Genomic DNA, 16429 nt, shown 5'->3' on the forward strand with positions numbered 1-16429 from the left:
CGGCGTTGTTGGTCGCCGCAATGTCATACATGTGTGCAATATTTGTCAACATGTATGATAATCTGTATTACATGTTGGAGGGGGAAATCAAGGTCATTTGTGCTCGACGCTGCGCAGGTCGACGGTGAGGAACAGCCTCTGGCGGATTTGCCTCATTCCAAAAAAAGACCCGAGGAAGCGTGAGGGCGGGCTGTGTGGAGGGATAGTCGACAATTTTAGTGTATTATTGAATCGCGCAATGATCTTTCAACAATGGCCGGGACTATAAACGAACATGCCGCGCCAGTTGCCGCCGTCATCATGCATGCTGTGTGAGCATGCGTCGCATCGGGCGGTCGTTCCAAACCAGGAGGGCTGCATTTGCGTCGCTGAGTTTCAACTCGTTTCCGGATGCGCGCCCATGCCCCTTTCCCACATCTCCCATTTCGCCTTTCTTGTCCCGGGCAACTATCATGACGATGATCCGGGACAGGGGCTGGAAGAAACCCTGCAGCTTTTCGAAGCAGGAGAGGCGCTGGGTTATCATAGCGCCTGGGTCCGCCAGCGCCATCTGGAGCGGGGTGTTTCCTCTGCGGCGACTTTCCTCGCTGCGGCTTCGCAACGAACCAGACGGATCGGATTAGGCACCGCCGTTATTCAACTCGGTTACGAGAACCCGTTCAGGCTGGCGGAGGATCTGGCCACCGTGGATGTCCTGTCGCGCGGACGGCTGAATGTGGGGGTTTCGGTGGGCGCACCGCCCTTCGCCCATCTTATTTCCGACTATGTTGATACGGTTATCGAAGCGGACTACAGCCACGCGCGCGCTGAGAAGCTGGCGAGGGCGCTGCGATCGGAGCCGCTGTCGAACGAGACGGAGGCGGGCAATGCGGCCGGTGCGCAGGTGCCGCGGCTTCGGCCAGTCGCTAAGGGGCTGACGGACCGGTTATGGTATGGCGGTGGATCGCAGAACTCTGCGCGCTGGGCTGGCAGGGCAGGGTTCAATCTTCTGACGGGCAATATTGTCAGCGGCGAGAATACCGATGATTTTCTGACCGCTCAGGCGGCTCTCGTTGCTCGCTTCCGGCAGGAATGGGCGCATGAGCGCGAACCGCGTGTCGCTCTTGGCCGCGTCATCCTGCCAACCGATAGCGCAAGCCCCGCCACGCGCCGCCGTTACCAGGAATTCGTTGCCGAGCGGGACAAGCGCACGACCTCGCCGCATGGGGCGCGCCGCACGCTTTTCCTGCCGGATATCGTCGGGACGACGCATGAGATTCTGGAAAGATTGTCGAGCGACCCCGTTCTGCCGTTTGTCTCGGAATTCCGCCTCGAACTTCCCTATGAATTCCAGCCGGACGATTATCGCCAGATCGTGACGGATTTCGCCTCTGTCCTGCCGCAGCTTTCCGGCGAAAGGCCGGTTTTGAAAGTGGCGACGGGGCAATAACATCGCCACCTCCCGCCATTCGACTTTCAATGGAAGCCGGCGGGAGGTCGACTGAGCGACATTGCCGCATCCGTCCTTCAATCGGGGTATGGCAGGCCATAGCGGTCGCGGATCGTCGCGGCTTCATATTCGCGCGGGTAAACCCCACGATCCTGCAGTACCGGAACAACTTGTTCGACGAATTCAGCGATATCATCGGGCGCCCGTGGCGGCTGTAATGTGTAGCCGTCCACTGTGCCATCCTGCCAGAGCTCGATAATGCCGTCCGCTACCTCTTCCGCCGTGCCGAGCAGCAGCCGGTGATGTCCTTCCGAGCGGCGTACGGCCTCGCGGGCAGTCAGTTTTTCATGGGTCAGAAGATCGGAAAGGCCAAGGCCCATGCCTACCGCCCATTGCCGGTTCTGGTCGGGGATGAAACGCTCGGCATCGAGTTTCGCGTCGGGGTCGAAATCGCGAGGCTCTATGCCGTTTTCTCTGGCGAAACGTGCCAGGAGACCGTCTTCCGAACCGGCGCCGCTGTAGAGTTCATGTTTACGCAGGGCTTCCTGCCGGGTTTCGCCGAGAATGACGACGAGGCCGGGAACGATGCGGATGCCAGAGGGATCGCGCCCGAGGGAGACAGCGCGGTCGCGGACCTTCTTGCCAAAGGCCTGCCCTGCGGGACGTGACAGAATATTGCAATAGATGATCTCGCCATGGCGTGCCGCGAGATCAATGCCGCCTTCGGAGGCGCCGGCCTGCGCGATAACGGGATGCCCCTGCGGCCCGCGCGGAACGTTGAGGGGGCCTTTGACATGGAAATATTGCCCCTCATGATCGATGGTTTCGGCTGTCGCCGCATCCCAGAAGCGGTTCTCCGGCACGTCGCTCTCGCGGCGGGGGTCCCAGCTAGACCAGAGCTTTTTTGCGACATCCAGGAATTCGGTAGCCTTGGCATAACGTTCGCTGCGCGGCGGCAGCGGATCGTTGCCAAAATTGGCGGCAACATTGGGATTAAAGGAAGAAACGATATTGACGATCAGCCGGCCGCCGGTGACGAGATCGATGGATTGAGTTCGTCTGGCGAAATTATAGGGCGAATTGTAGGTGGAGGACACGGTTGCCACGAAGCCGATATCCGGCACCTGTGCGGCAAGCGATGTCGAGAGGATGAGCGGATCAATGGTGTGGAACGGCCGGCTTGCCGGGTCGGTCAGCAGTGCCGGGTGGTCGGAAAGGAAAACGGCGTCGAACCGGCCCTCATGCGCCAGTTCCGTCAGTCGTCGGTAATATCCGATATCGTTTATATCGTGCCGGTCTCCGCTCCGGTATTTCCAGGCACTGGCGAGATATCCTGTCGTGTTGATGCCGACGTTGAGATTGAGCCGGCGTTTGGTCTTGCTCATGCTGCCACTTTTTCTTTCGGGTCTGTTGGATTATCGGCCTGTATGGCCGCGCAATTGCGGGAAGCGTAACAGCCGGGGGGCCGGTCGCGAGTTAAAAATCCTTGCTGTGCGGAGAAGAAAAACTTTCGTCTCCAGTTTCACCCGCGCGTGGTCGATCTGATCGATGCCCGACAAAAATCCCAGCGAAATCCTGCTTTTATCGAAAGGATATTCCGCCATGCGGCGCATGAGCTGGTAAGATGGAAACGAATTTCCTCAATCGCGTTTGAAATAGTACACTTTATCTATAGAAAATGTTTTATGGCGTGTAGCGTGCCGTCCAGATCGCAATTTCGAGGACGAACGCCATGGCCAACGCCGCTCTTCGCCAGGGAACCCAACCCGTAACGGTGTGGTATACACGCTGCCCGGCGCCCACGCCGCTTTCCATCGCAACGCAACTGGGCTGGATTGAGCAGAGTTTTGCCAACCACGGCATCTCCGTTTCGTCCATTCGCGATGCGGCCGATCCAGCCATTCGCCAGAGTCATTTTGATCATCGGCTGGACTGGTCGTTCCGTCAGGGCGGCAACATCCCACCGATCTGGGCGAAATCCGGTGGCCGGAAAACACGGCTGGTGGGGCTGACAAGGACCGACGAGTTCCAGGCCGTCATTGCCTTGCCCGCAAGTGGCATAAGCAAGGGAAGCGATCTGAAGGGGCGGCGCATCGGTCTGCCGAAGCGCCCGGACGAGATCATCGATTTCCAGCGCGCCACCTCGCTCAAGGGCATCGTGTCGGCATTGACGGTCTCGGGGCTTTCCATCGCAGATGTCGAGCTTATCGAGCTTGCCGCCAAAGAACCCGTGCTGCTCGGCCCGACGGAGGAACGGTTCCACGGTCTGCGCCGGCGGCTTCCTTATGGCGAGGAAATCGCAGCATTACACCGGGGCCAAATCGATGCATTTTTCGTCAAGGGCGCGGAAGGCGTCACTGTCGCCAATCTCATCGCCGCGCAGGTCGTGGTATCGACGGGTTTTCACCCTGATCCGAAGATCCGCATCAATAACGGTACGCCGCGTCCCCTGACCGTGGACGCCACTTTTGCCGATGAGCGTCCGGATCTGGTAGCGGAACTGGTGGCCACGGTTCAGCGCGTTGCGGATTGGGCAAATGACAATCCGGGGGAGGCCGTGCGTTTCATCGCTCGCGAGATCGGCGTCAGCGAGGAGGCGGTTCTCGCTGCGAATGGCCCGGACGTATATCGCAATCTGAGACTCGATCTCGATCCGGCTGAGCTGGATGCGCTCAGTCACTTCAAGGATTTCCTGCTGCAATGGAAATTCATTCCCGAAGATTTCGATGTGCAGGACTGGGCCGATCCACGCGCCCTTTCTGCACCGCAGGATACCGCGCACCATATTGTTGGGAGATGATAACATCATGGCAGCCATCATTCTTGTAACGGGTGCAACGGGCAAGCTCGGGCAAAGGGTCGTCAGCCGTCTTTTGCAACGTCAGGCGGAGGTTCGGGTCCTGACCCGCCGGCGCGAAGACGCGCAGAAGCTGTGGGGCGACAGGGTCGAGATTGCGGAGGGTAATTTTTCCGATCGGGCCAGCCTGAAGGCGGCGGCGCGGGGGGCCGACAGGGTGTTTCTGCTTTCGCCCATCGGGGAGACGCTGGCGGCAGACCAGAAGACGGTCATCGATGCCGCTCTCTCCGCCGGTATATCGCGGATCGTGAAAATATCCGGTTCCGACTGGACTATTGGAAATGCTGCACGCTCGATTTCGGGAGCGGCGCATGGCGAGGTGGAACAATATCTGGCGGCAAGCGGCATCGCGCATACGGTGTTGCGGCCGAACGCCTGGATGCAGGTTGCGCTGGAGCCTGTTGCCGCCGCGCTTCGCAAAGGCGAGGACGTGCCGGCCCGTTTCGGCGATGCGGCGGTCTCCTTCATCGATGCCGACGATATTGCCGATGTCGCTGTACAGGCTCTGGCTTCAAGCGCACCGCTCGTCGGCCCATTGGTGCTGACCGGACGCGAAGCGCTGACGGCGCTGGAAATTGCCCGCATTGCGGCCCGTATCCTGCATCGGCCCGTTGGCGTTTCGCACCATGCTGCCCCCGTCTTTCCGCCGCATATCGGCGCTTTCGAACAGACGGCGATCGGTGAATTCGGAGAACTCATCCGCGAAGGTTTCGCCGCATCCATCACCGACGCCATCTACCATATCACCGGCCGCCAGCCCCGCAGTGTCGAAGATTATCTGCGCGCGCGGCTGGCGACTGCCCCACAGGGTGATCATTCCGAGGGAGAAAAGACATGGCGCTGACTGTTCCATTACCCGAAGATTCTGAGCTCAAAGGTCTTGAGCTGAAAGGCCCGGCTGATTTCGACGACAGCCCGCTCAGTCGCGCCATAAAGCAGCCCCTGATGCTCGGTCTGGTCCTCAATCTGCAGGATATCAATTTCTCCAGTTTGCCGACCAGCAACAGCTGGACCTTCGATTACAATGTCGAACTGGTGAAGCGTGCCGAAGAGCTGGGTTTCGAAATCGCCTTCAGTCGCACGCAATGGCTGCCGAAGGGTGGTTATGACGGTGAATCCTCGCTTGACAGTTTCATTGCGCTTGGCGCGATGGCGGCGGTGACGAAGAGCATTTTGCTGATCTCCACCATCCACGTTCTTTACGGGCCCCTGCATCCGCTGCATCTCGCCAAATATGGCGCGACGCTGGATCATATCGCCAAAGGGCGCTGGGGCATCAACATCGTCACCGGCCACCGTGCCATCGAACATGAAATGTTCGGCTGGCAGCGGATCGATCATGACAAGCGTTATGACATGGCGGGGGAATTGTTCGATGTGCTCCACCGCCTTTGGGGAGAAACCGAAAACTTCACTTATGAAGGCAAGCTCAACCCGTGGGCGATCAACAATGGCTGGATCACGCCAAAGCCCGCCTTCGGCCGCCCGCCGCTGGTGACAGCGACGGGTTCGCCCGCCGGCATCGATTTCGCCGCCCGTCATTCAGATCTGGTTTTCGTCACTTCGCCGGGCGGTGCGCATATAGACAGTGCGCTCGAAACGCTTCCCGATCATGTCGCCACCATCAAGAACCGCGCCAAAGCCTATGGCCGGCAGGTGAAGACGATCATCAATCCGATCATTGTCAGTCGCGATACGGAGAAGGAGGCGATCGCCTATGCCGATGCCATCGAGGCCGGAAAGCCGCAGCCCGGCACGCGTGCTTTCGCCACCAACAATTACGACAGCGACGCCCATGCCTGGCGCGGACGCGGTGATGCACGCCACAAGCAGGGCCGCAATCTCGGTGGCAATATCGAAATCATCGGTTCGCCGGAACAGGTGGTCGAGCAGCTTGTCGGCCTGAAGAAGGCGGGGATCGATGGCGTTCAGCTGAATTTCTACGATTTCCGCGAAGACCTCGATTATTTCGCCGAGCGTATTCTGCCCTTGATGAAGGAGGCGGGCCTGAGGCTCTGACGCCTTTCCAGCCCTGATTTTCCTATCCGAAGCCAATCCTTCGCAATCGTCCGATTGCGAAAACGATATTTTTTGTCCTGAGGAGATACCGTGAATATCGCCGTCGATCCCGTTAAAACACCCGCCCCTAAAATCATCGACCGGATCGGGACCTTTGTTCCCGAGCTCGTCTCCATCCGCCACGACCTGCACCAGCATCCCGAAATCGGCTTCGAGGAGGTGCGCACGTCAGGCATCGTCGCTGAAAAGCTTGCTTCCTGGGGCATCGAGGTTCATCGCGGTTATGGCAAGACCGGCGTGGTTGGCGTGCTGCGCGGCCGTCATGCGGGCAATCGCTCCATCGGGCTCCGGGCCGATATGGATGCCCTGCCGATGCCCGAGGAAACCGGTCTGCCTTATGCGTCCGTCTACCCCGGAAAGTTCCATGGCTGCGGGCATGATGTGCACACCACCATCCTGCTCGGCACCGCCCGTTATCTGGCGGAAACCCGCGATTTCGCCGGCACGGTGGTGTTCATTTTCCAGCCTGCCGAAGAGGGGCTGGGCGGCGCGCGCGCCATGATTGCCGATGGGCTGTTCAAGGATTTTCCGGTCGACGAGATTTACGGGCTCCACAATTCCACCCATGCCGCGCCCAATCACCTCAAGGTTTCGCCGGGCACCATTCTGGCTGGTGCGGATTTCTTTGACATCCGGCTCAAGGGCCGGGGTGCTCACGCCGCGCATCCCGATGTCTCCCGCGACCCGGTGCCGGCAACGGGTGAGCTGATCCAGGCGCTGCAGACCATCGTCAGCCGCAACGTATCGCCCACCGATCCCGCCGTGCTGTCGATCACGCGCATCGAAGCTGGATCAGCCTATAACGTCATTCCCGAAACGGCCGCGATTGCCGGAACAGTGCGAGCCTTCTCCGACAGCGTGCGCGAAACCATAAGGGGTCGCATCCGCACCATCTCGGATCACATCGCTGCTGCCTATGGCCTGACTGCTGAGGTGGATATTCGCGACATATTCTCGGTCCTAACCAATGATGACGTGTCAGTGGAAATCGTTGCCGGCGTGGCGCGCGAGGTTCTGGGAGACGAGCGCGTTTCCACCGAGCCCGGCCGCTTCATGGGCAGCGAGGATTTCGCCGATCTTTTGAAACACGCACCGGGTGCGTTTTTCACCCTTGGCCATTCCGGCACGGTGCCTGCCCACAATCCCGGTTTCATCGTTGACGACGACATCCTGCCCGTCGGGGCGACCCTGTTCGCGCGGCTGGTGGAAACTCGGCTGAAACCTGCCTGAAATTTAAAAAACAAGTCTGTAAGAGGAAACATCCATGGATATTACAAGACGTAAGACATTGCTTCTGAGTGCCGCCCTGGCCGGAGCCACATTGCTGCCATCCCTGCCGACGCTGGCGGCGGAAACGCCGAAAAAGGGCGGGATCGTCACTTTTGCAGGTCTTGGTGAGCCAACGACGCTGGTGCCGCTTTCCGATTCCAATACGCGCACCCGCGCCATTTCCACGAAAATCCTTGAGGGTCTGGTGCGGTTCGACAGCGAGTTCAAACCGCATCCGGTTCTGGCCGAAAGCTGGGAAACATCGGCCGACGGGCTGCGCTATACTTTCAAATTGCGCAAGGGTGTCAAATGGCATGATGGCAAGGATTTCACATCGCAGGACGTCAAATTTTCGTTGCTTGCCTTCAAGAAGGTCGGACCGCGGGGGCGCATCACCTTCGCCAATGTTGCCGATATCGAAACGCCTGATCCGCTGACGGCCGTGGTGGTGCTTTCCAAACCCGCGCCTTATCTTCTGCGCGCGCTGACGGGCGGCGAGACGCCCATATTGCCGGCCCATGCCTATGCTTCGGAAAACTACAATGAAAGCCCGAACGGCAATGCGCCAATTGGCACAGGCCCCTTCGTGTTCGAGGAATGGAAACGCGGCAGCTATGTGAAGCTGAAGAAGAACCCGGATTACTGGCAGGCCGATCTGCCCTACCTTGATGGTTTCGTGGCACGGTTCGTCGCCGATGCGGCTTCCACCACCATTTCCGTGGAGACGGGTGAGGCGGATTACACCGCCGATGTCTCCTACAGCGATCTTGAGCGCCTGCGGCAAAATCCGAAACTGGCTGTGGAGGTCTATACCGACGCTTATCTCAACAATGCGGCCGTGTTCGAGTTCAATCTGGAGAACCCAATTCTGGCGAAGAAGGAGGTGCGTCACGCGCTGGCCCGTGCCATCGACCGCGATTTCATCAATGACGCCATCTTCTTCGGGACGGCGAAACCTGCCGGCTCCAACATCCCGGCAGTCTTCACCGCCTATAACGACGAAAAGCCCTTCACCTATGCCTTCGATCTCGCCAAGGCGAATGAGTTGTTGGACAAGGCCGGCTACCCGAAGGGCGCGGATGGCACCCGCTTTTCGCTGCGGCTCGCTTTTCTGCCGTCCGACGTCTTCCGTAAAACGTCCGAATATCTCCGCTCATCCTTCGGCAAACTCGGCGTGAAGGTGGATATCGTCGAAGGCGATCTCGCCACCTTCATCAAGCGCGTTTATACCGAGCGCGGTTTCGACCTGACGGTGAACGGCATCAGCCGGTTGTTCGATCCGACGGCGGGCGTGCAGCGTCTTTACTGGTCCGATGGCATCAAGAACCCCGCGCCTTATGTCAACGCCGCCCACTATAACAATCCTACGGTGGACAATCTTTTCCGGGCGGCCGCCATCGAGGTTGATGAAACGAAGCGGGCCGGGCAGTTCCATGAGATCCAGAAAGTCGTCGGCGATGACCTGCCGAATTTCTCGATCGTTGCTTTGCCGACCGTCATTCTACGCAACACCAGCCTGAAATCGCTCGTGACGACCATCGACATTGCCTATGGCGATCTGGCGACAGCCTGGAGAAGCGAGTGAGGACAGAAATCCAATAACCCTGCGCGTGAGAGTTATGACGAACTTTTCTCCGCATTCAACGTCATCCTCGGTCTTGTACCGAGCATCTGCCAAGGCATCCTACGCCTTGTAGATCGCAAATGCTTGGGAAAGGCCCGAGCATGACGAAGGAGAGGTTTTACGCCAACAGCATCTCACCAGAACCCGGCAATTCTGCCGGGTTTTTTATTGCCGAAACCCACCTTCCATCCTGTTTGCACCTTCGCGCGGCAAGCCTGTTTCAGGGAAAAACTTTGCGCATGAGACAGATCGGGTGAAACAGCGATACCATCCACGAAAATTTCGAAAAAATCAATTTCATCAATAATTTAGCGCAAAGCTTTTCTTCGTTTCCAAGCAAGAATTGCTTTCTGGACCCGCGCTATGGCCGCCTGCACTGTGAGCTGGAAACCTCACCCTCACATGATGGATGCCATGGCCAAGGATACGCTTTTTTTGATCGCTCCCGGTTTTGAAGACCCCAAGCACCCCGGTGTCCGGTTCGTCTGCCCGCATTGTAACCAGATCGAGGGTCTGCTCGCCGCGTTTCCTGACCTTGCCGCTGGGATCGACGTCCACCGCGTCGGGTTCCAGCGCCCACGTGAGGCGGTTATCGCCGTAGTGGGGGAGGAAAATCAGTCGCTGCCGCTGTTCATCTTCGCCGGCGACGCGCCTGCCGACGTCACGGTCAAGGGCGAGACGCATTTCATTCAGGACACCAAACGCATTTTGCAAATCCTCGCCGAGCGCCACGGGTTCCCGCAGCTTCATTGAGTTGCCGCCCCCGCATATCGGCTTTTTCGGAGACAGACATGACCATTTCCAGACGCCAGTTTCATAAGATCGCACTTGCTGCCGGCGCATTCGTGGCGCTCCCGGGCGGTTCTTTCGCCGCGGCCGAAGAGCCGGTTTCGGGCGGCACGCTCAAGATCGTTTATTTTCCTGAGCCGACCCAGCTGGTGGCCATCAATACAAGCGCGGGCGGACCGCAGTTCATCGGCTCGAAGATTTATGATGGGCTTCTGACCTATGACTATGAGCTTTCGCCGAAGCCGAGCCTCGCCAGGGAATGGAGCGTATCGGCGGACGGACTGGAATATGTTTTCCACCTCCAGCCGAAGGCCAAATTCCATGACGGCAAACCGGTAACATCGGCGGATGTGGAATTTTCCATCCTGCGGCTGAAAGAGGCCCATCCGCGCGGTCGGGCGACGTTCGCGAATGTCGAACGCGTCGATACTTCCGATCCGCTGGTCGCGAAGGTGAAGCTCTCCAAGCCGGCGCCGGGCCTGATCACCGCGCTCGCGTCGTCTGAATCGCCAATCGTGCCGAAGCACATCTTCGAAACCTTCAAACCGACCGACAATCCCAAGCCTGCCCAGATCATCGGCAGCGGCCCCTTCGTGCTCAAGGAATGGGTGCCCGGCAGCCATATCCTGCTGGAGAAAAATGCCGACTACTGGGATGCGCCGCGCCCCTATCTGGAGCGCGTCATCATTCGCCTCATCAACGATGCGGGCGCCCGCGCGGCGGCGCTGGAAACCGGGGAAGGGGATATTGGCCCCAACCCTGTGGCGCTCGCCGATCTGGAGCGGCTGAAAGCAATCCAGACGTTGAAGGTGGATGACCGCATCTATGCCTATGCCGGCCAGCAGAACCAGCTGGTCATCAATCTTGAGAACGAATATCTGAAGGAACTGAAGGTCAGGCAGGCCATTGCCCACGCCATCGATGTTCCGGCGCTCATCGATACCGTGCTTTACGGTTACGCCGTGCCATCGCCGACGCCGATCAGCCCCGGTCTTGCAAAGTTCCACAATCCCGATATCGGTTTTGCCAAGTTCGACGTCGCGCAGGCGGAAAAATTGCTGGATGAGGCCGGTTTCTTGCGCAAGGATGGCGGCAAGCGTTTCAAGCTCCGCGTCACCACCAACCCGTTCAATCCGCAGACCTATTCGGATTTCATCGCACAGGCGCTGTCGAAGATCGGGATTGAGGCCGATATCCAGAAATTCGATTTCGGCACCTATGTGAAGGTGGTCTACACTGACCGCGCCTGGGACCTTTCGGTGGAATCCCTGTCCAACACTTTCGATCCGACGGCCGGCGTCCAGCGCGTCTACTGGAGCAAGAACTTCAAGATCGGCCTGCCATTCTCAAATGCCAGCCACTACGCCAATCCGGAAGTGGACCGGCTGCTGGAAGCGGCGGCGGTGGAGCCTGACATCGAGAAACGCGCTGCCTTCTTCAAGGAATTTCAGGCCGTTGTCGCGAAAGATCTTCCCGTCATCAATCTCGTCGCACCCATCCAGCCGGTCGTCGGCAGCGTGCGCATCAAGGATTATGCGACGGGGGCCGAAGGTCTCGGCGGCAATCTGGCCAGGGCATGGCTGACGAAGGAGGCGTGAGCCGCCGCAGTTGGTCCTTAGAGCAGTGAGGTCATTTCATGAGCAGAAAATCCGAAAAGCTGGTTCTCAACGCCTTCATCTATCCGGGCGGACATCACGAAGCGGCCTGGCGGCATCCGGATTCGGAGCCGCACCGCGTCACCGATATCAGGCTTTATCAGGATATCGCCCGCAAGGCCGAGGCGGCGAAGCTGGATGCGATCTTCTTTGCCGATGCGCCGGTGCTGGATGCCAATATCCGCTATGCCGCCCGCCACCGGCTGGAGCCGATCACCATGCTGGCGGCGCTCGCCGCCGTCACCGAAAAGATCGGCTTCATCGCCACGGCGTCGACCACCTATTATGAGCCCTATAATCTCGCCCGGCTGTTTGCCTCTGTTGATCATATCAGCGGCGGCCGTGTGGGCTGGAACATCGTCACGACCTCGGCGGATGCAGCGGCCGGCAACTTCAATCTTCAGAAGCATCCGCCGCATGCCGATCGTTACCGTCAGGCCATCGAGTTCGTCGATGTGGTGACGAAGCTCTGGGACAGCTGGGAGGATGATGCCATCGTCGCCGACAAGGAAAGCGGACTGTTTGCCGAAACAGATCGCATCCATCCCGCCAATCACGATGGCGAATTTTATCGGGTGCGGGGCGCACTGAATGTGCCGCGCTCACCGCAGGGCCGGCCAGTCTATGTTCAAGCAGGCTCCTCGGAAGAAGGGCGCGGTTTTGCCGCCCATTATGCTGAGGCAATCTTTACCGCGCATCAGACTCTGGAGAGTGCGCGGTCTTTTTATTCCGACATCAAGCGGCGTGCGGCAGCCACGGGGCGCAATCCCGCCCATGTGAAAATCTTACCCGGCATCAGCCCCTTCATCGCATCAACCGAAGAGGAGGCACGAAACCTTGAGGCCTCCTTCAACGATCTCATCCAGCCAGCATTTTCGCTTGGGCAATTGCAGCGCATCACCGGCATAGACCTGTCATCGGCCGATCTCGACCGACCGCTGCCGCAGGAGGCCGTGGAAGCGACGCGCGCGCAGGCGAACAGCAGCCGCCATCAGCTGGTTCTCGACGTCATCGACCGGGAAAACCCGACGATCCGGCAATTGCTTCACCGGCTTGCCGGCGGGCGTGGTCACAAGGTCATATCAGGCACACCGGAACAGGTGGCGGACTGGATAGAGACCTGGTTTCGCGAGGGTGCTGCCGACGGATTCAATATCATGCCGCCATGGCTGAATGGCGGGTTTGACCTCTTCGTGGACGAGGTGGTGCCGATCCTCAAACAACGAGGCCTCTTCCGTGAGGATTATGAGGGCGACACGTTGCGTGATCACTACGGCCTGCCACGACCTGACAATATTTACGTGGCGAGAGAGCCGCAAAAGGAACGCGCCTGAGGTGGGACGGGCGTGTTCAGGCGGCGGCCTCAAGAGCGCGCATATCCTCGCGCAACAGAGCGAGTAGAGATGCGACCTCCGGCAGCCGCCGCCTGTCAGGACTGGTCAGGAGGTGATAGCGGCTGGCGGTCGGCTGCGGCGAACCAAAAGGAGCGATCAGGCGGCCGCTTTTCAGTTCTTCCGAAATCAGCGAATGACGCACCAGGCCTATGCCGTGCCCGGATGAGATCGCTTCTATCAGCGCGGTCTGGCGTGAAAAACGCGGACCAGTTGCGGAAAGCCTCAGCGGAATGCGGCAGGCGCGAAGCCAGTTCGCCCACTCAAACGCCGGGTCAAGGCCATTACCACGCAGCAGCGCAAAGCCGATATCACGCAACCGCTCCGGTTCGCCTGCAAGGCCATGGCGGGTTGCAAAATCCGGGGTGCAGACGGCGCTGACGGTGTCGGGAAATAGCGGTTCATGAATGAAGCCGGGAATTTGGGCGGCGGTGGCCACGATGGCGCAATCGGCATCAAAATGGGTGAGATCGACGGTATCGCCCTCGATGGATTCGATTGAAAGTTCGACGTCTCCGAGAGCCGGAACGATGCTTCCAAGCCGCGGCGCCAGCCAGCGGGCGGCAAAGCAACCTTCCGCCAGAACTTTCAACTGCGGCCGTGCATTCGAAACCATCAGGTCGGAAAGACTGCCGATCATGGTCTCGAAAGCATCCGCCAGACCGGGATAAAGCGCGCTGCCGGCATCGGTCAGCACCAATTCACCGCGCTGGCGGCTGAAAAGCGGCTGGCCGAGGTGGGTTTCGAGAATGCGGACCTGCTGGCCGATGGCAGCGGTCGAAACATGCAGCTCCTCCGCCGCGCGTGAGAAGCTGGCGTGGCGCGCAGCCACGACAAAGGCGCGCAGGGCCGTCAGCGGCGGCAGGCGGGAAAGCGTGGGCAGGCGAAAAGCTGTCCGGCCCCCGGCGGGAGCGACAAACTCCGTTCTCATTGCTGCTTCTCCTTTGTCGGCTGCATCTTCCGCACAGTCAGAACACCCGGCCTTCCCTGAGATGTGTCGTCGTGCCGTTGAGATAATAATCACCGATCACCCGCGCCTTGTGGGCAAGCGGATTGTGATTGTAGACGGTGCGGATATTGCGCCAGTGGCGGTCGAAATTCCGGTCGCTGGATGTCGCCGAGCCGCCCCCCAGTTCATAAAGGTTGGTGGCAACGGTCAGCGACAGCTGCGAGGCAATGATCTGGGTGCGGGCGGTGGCGAGCGAGCCTTCCAGCAGGGCTGCCTCGATCGCCTCTTCATCGCCGGTGGCGAAGGCGGCCGCGGTACGGTCGAGTGTTCGGGCTGCTTCGCGGATAAGGGTTTTCACCGCGAAGGCGCCTGCACTGATTTCGCCCAGCATCTTCTGCACGAAGGGGTCTTGATTGGCGGTTTCGGCGGTGCTGTGGAGCGTGGTGCGCGCCTGGCGTAGAACATACTCGACACCGTCATTCAGCGCGCCCTGAACGGCGCCAGCGGCCGAGGCGGCGAGGTGCAGCTGCCGCATGGCCGAACTGTGCCGGCCAATCTGGCTGCCGAGCTTACGGGTCGTCAATTCATGCGGCAGCACCTCGACATTCTCCAGCAGCACGCCGCCGCTCGCCGTCATACGCTGGCCCATGCTGTCCCAGTCATCGAGGATGGTGATGCCCTGGCGATCAAGCGGAATGAGCACGCCGATCGGTTGCTCGTCATCGCCGATAGCGCTGAAAGTGCCAAAATCGGCAAAGGCGGTGCCGGTTGCATACCATTTGCGACCGTTCAGCCGGTAGCGGTCGCCATCGGCGCTGAGCCGTGTGGTGATTTCGCCGGGGCGCTTGGTGCCCTGTTCGGTGCTGGCACCGGCGAAAAGCTTGCCGGCGAGCACATGTTCGAGATGGCGCCGGTCTTCCAGCTCGATGGGTGCGAGAGCGAGGTTTTCGGTAAAATTGAAATGGCTGCGAAGCGCGTGCGGAATATTACTGTCGGCTTCGCCGAGGATCATCAGCACCTCGATATAGTCCGCAATCGAGCCGCCCGGTCCGCCCTTGGCTTCGGGAATACGCAATGTACCGATCTTCGCCTCCTTGATGAGGGCGAAGATATCGTAAGGAAGTTCCCGCTGGCGTTCGCGGCGGGCGGCATCCTTTGCTGCGATAGCCGCAATGTCCTTTGCCCGGGCCAGAATCTCGTCACGGCTCGGTACGCCGGAATTGTCGGTGGTGGTTGTCTGCAGTTTCGGAGTGGACATTGCGGTTTTCCCTGAGCGGATGTCGGGGCCTGCGGCACAGCGCGCCGCAGGCATGTTCTTCTGGACGATCAGGCGACCGCGCGCGGCTTGAGCGCCGGGCGGTGCGCGGCTTCAAGATTGCGCGGCACACGGCCTTCGACGGGGTGGCTCGGATCGTTGAAACCGGGTGTGGAGGGATGGCCTGTCGTGACGAGGCTGTCGACCAACGCTTCATCTTCCGCATCGATCTTCACATCGAGTGCGCGAATATATCCGTCCCAATGCTCTTCGGTGCGCGGGCCAGTGATGGCGGCGGTGACGAACTTATTGTTCAGCACCCAGGCGAGTGCAAAATCCGCCGCCGAAACACCCTTCGAAGCGGCATGGGCTGCGACCTTCTGGGCGATCTCGACCGATTCCGGACGCCATTCCGTTTCCAAAACGCGCTTGTCGCCACGGCCAACGCGGGTATCGGCGCCGGGCTGTTCGCCAGGCTGGTATTTGCCGGTCAGCACGCCGCGGGCGAGGGGCGAATAGGAGACTACGCCAAGGCCGTAATGATTGGCCGCCGGCAACTGCTCGGCTTCGGCCGTACGGTTGACGATGTTGTAGAGCGGCTGGCTAGCAACCGGTCGGTCGATGCCGAGCTGGTCGGCCAGATGCGAAATTTCGGCGATGCGCCAGCCGCGGAAATTCGACACGCCGAAATAACGCAGCTTGCCGGCGCGGATGAGGTCGGCAATGGCGCGCACCGGCTCTTCCAGCGGCGCATCGAAAACGGCGCGGTGGAAATAGAGGATGTCAATATAATCGGTGTTGAGGCGGCGCAGCGAATTTTCGACCGTTTCGATCACCCATTTGCGCGAATGGCCGCCAAGGTTCGGGCCCTTGGTATGGGAGTTGACGAATTTCGTCGCCAGCACCCAGTGATCGCGACTGGACTTGATACCGCGACCGACGACTTCTTCCGACTTGCCGTCGTGATAGACATCGGCGGTGTCGATGAAATTGATGCCCTGTTCGCGAGCCTTGTCGATGATGCGGAAGGCCACGTCATCCGGCGTTGGGCCTCCGAACATCATCGTGCCGAGGCTCAGCGGTGAAACTTTCAGCGCGCTGCGTCCGAGATAGCGATAGTCGACCATTATGG

13 protein-coding genes are annotated in these 16429 nt (G+C 59.7%); 9 read left to right on the plus strand and 4 right to left on the minus strand.

Features of this window, described 5'->3' with window-relative positions; genetic code table 11:
- Positions 1–400: 400 nt before the first annotated feature.
- Positions 401–1429, plus strand: a complete 1029-nt coding sequence (locus WA845_RS10875) for an LLM class flavin-dependent oxidoreductase (RefSeq protein WP_004445503.1) — start codon at positions 401–403, stop codon at positions 1427–1429.
- 77 nt (positions 1430–1506) lie between these two features.
- Here the strand turns inward: WA845_RS10875 and WA845_RS10880 are convergent, their stop codons facing one another.
- Positions 1507–2814 carry an NtaA/DmoA family FMN-dependent monooxygenase gene (locus WA845_RS10880; protein WP_004445502.1) on the minus strand — a complete coding sequence of 436 codons (1308 nt, stop codon included), beginning with the start codon at positions 2812–2814 and terminating at the stop codon, positions 1507–1509.
- 347 nt (positions 2815–3161) lie between these two features.
- Here WA845_RS10880 and WA845_RS10885 point away from each other — a divergent pair, with 347 nt between their 5' ends.
- The 8 genes from WA845_RS10885 (at position 3162) to WA845_RS10920 (ending at position 13036) form a co-directional block, all read left to right on the plus strand.
- Positions 3162–4229 (plus strand): ABC transporter substrate-binding protein, encoded by a 1068-nt coding sequence (locus WA845_RS10885; protein WP_004445501.1) that lies wholly within the window; start codon positions 3162–3164, stop codon positions 4227–4229.
- Between the two features lie 7 nt (positions 4230–4236).
- Positions 4237–5130, plus strand: coding sequence for an NmrA family NAD(P)-binding protein (locus WA845_RS10890; RefSeq protein WP_112553681.1), 894 nt, complete (start codon positions 4237–4239; stop codon positions 5128–5130).
- The gene (locus WA845_RS10895) at positions 5121–6305 is read left to right on the plus strand and encodes an LLM class flavin-dependent oxidoreductase (protein WP_337322320.1); all 1185 of its coding nucleotides are present in this window, start codon (positions 5121–5123) and stop codon (positions 6303–6305) included. Before WA845_RS10890 ends, WA845_RS10895 begins: the two co-directional genes overlap by 10 nt.
- Before the next feature lie 90 nt (positions 6306–6395).
- Entirely contained in the window at positions 6396–7595 is a 1200-nt protein-coding gene (locus WA845_RS10900) for a M20 aminoacylase family protein (protein WP_174151269.1), read from the plus strand.
- Positions 7596–7629: 34 nt separating this feature from the next.
- Positions 7630–9219, plus strand: a complete 1590-nt coding sequence (locus WA845_RS10905) for an ABC transporter substrate-binding protein (protein ID WP_337322321.1) — start codon at positions 7630–7632, stop codon at positions 9217–9219.
- A 441-nt stretch (positions 9220–9660) separates the two neighbouring features.
- The gene (locus WA845_RS10910; RefSeq protein WP_006698441.1) at positions 9661–10011 is read left to right on the plus strand and encodes a DUF3088 domain-containing protein; all 351 of its coding nucleotides are present in this window, start codon (positions 9661–9663) and stop codon (positions 10009–10011) included.
- Between the two features lie 38 nt (positions 10012–10049).
- Positions 10050–11645 carry an ABC transporter substrate-binding protein gene (locus WA845_RS10915; protein ID WP_112553689.1) on the plus strand — a complete coding sequence of 532 codons (1596 nt, stop codon included), beginning with the start codon at positions 10050–10052 and terminating at the stop codon, positions 11643–11645.
- Between the two features lie 38 nt (positions 11646–11683).
- Positions 11684–13036 (plus strand): LLM class flavin-dependent oxidoreductase, encoded by a 1353-nt coding sequence (locus WA845_RS10920; RefSeq protein WP_337322322.1) that lies wholly within the window; start codon positions 11684–11686, stop codon positions 13034–13036.
- Positions 13037–13052: 16 nt separating this feature from the next.
- Here WA845_RS10920 and WA845_RS10925 read toward each other — a convergent pair whose 3' ends face one another.
- From WA845_RS10925 to WA845_RS10935, 3 genes are all read right to left on the minus strand, one after another.
- A complete protein-coding gene (locus tag WA845_RS10925; RefSeq protein WP_142182622.1) occupies positions 13053–14024 on the minus strand; it encodes a LysR substrate-binding domain-containing protein in 972 nt (323 codons plus the stop codon).
- Positions 14025–14061: 37 nt separating this feature from the next.
- Positions 14062–15300, minus strand: a complete 1239-nt coding sequence (locus tag WA845_RS10930) for an acyl-CoA dehydrogenase family protein (RefSeq protein WP_064263470.1) — start codon at positions 15298–15300, stop codon at positions 14062–14064.
- 68 nt (positions 15301–15368) lie between these two features.
- Positions 15369–16424, minus strand: a complete 1056-nt coding sequence (locus tag WA845_RS10935) for an aldo/keto reductase (RefSeq protein WP_035206891.1) — start codon at positions 16422–16424, stop codon at positions 15369–15371.
- Positions 16425–16429: the final 5 nt, after the last annotated feature.

This window comes from Agrobacterium sp. CMT1 (assembly GCF_037203725.1).
In the GTDB taxonomy this organism is placed as follows: domain Bacteria; phylum Pseudomonadota; class Alphaproteobacteria; order Rhizobiales; family Rhizobiaceae; genus Agrobacterium; species Agrobacterium pusense.

Bases quoted from the DNA above. Each gene is read 5' to 3' on its own strand.
- WA845_RS10925 (WP_142182622.1), bottom strand. From the start codon at position 14,024: ATGAGAACGGAGTTTGTCGCTCCCGCCGGGGGCCGGACAGCTTTTCGC.
- WA845_RS10905 (WP_337322321.1), top strand. From the start codon at position 7,630: ATGGATATTACAAGACGTAAGACATTGCTTCTGAGTGCCGCCCTGGCC.
- WA845_RS10935 (WP_035206891.1), bottom strand. From the start codon at position 16,424: ATGGTCGACTATCGCTATCTCGGACGCAGCGCGCTGAAAGTTTCACCG.
- WA845_RS10915 (WP_112553689.1), top strand. From the start codon at position 10,050: ATGACCATTTCCAGACGCCAGTTTCATAAGATCGCACTTGCTGCCGGC.
- WA845_RS10885 (WP_004445501.1), top strand. From the start codon at position 3,162: ATGGCCAACGCCGCTCTTCGCCAGGGAACCCAACCCGTAACGGTGTGG.
- WA845_RS10910 (WP_006698441.1), top strand. From the start codon at position 9,661: ATGATGGATGCCATGGCCAAGGATACGCTTTTTTTGATCGCTCCCGGT.
- WA845_RS10890 (WP_112553681.1), top strand. From the start codon at position 4,237: ATGGCAGCCATCATTCTTGTAACGGGTGCAACGGGCAAGCTCGGGCAA.
- WA845_RS10880 (WP_004445502.1), bottom strand. From the start codon at position 2,814: ATGAGCAAGACCAAACGCCGGCTCAATCTCAACGTCGGCATCAACACG.
- WA845_RS10895 (WP_337322320.1), top strand. From the start codon at position 5,121: ATGGCGCTGACTGTTCCATTACCCGAAGATTCTGAGCTCAAAGGTCTT.
- WA845_RS10930 (WP_064263470.1), bottom strand. From the start codon at position 15,300: ATGTCCACTCCGAAACTGCAGACAACCACCACCGACAATTCCGGCGTA.
- WA845_RS10875 (WP_004445503.1), top strand. From the start codon at position 401: ATGCCCCTTTCCCACATCTCCCATTTCGCCTTTCTTGTCCCGGGCAAC.
- WA845_RS10920 (WP_337322322.1), top strand. From the start codon at position 11,684: ATGAGCAGAAAATCCGAAAAGCTGGTTCTCAACGCCTTCATCTATCCG.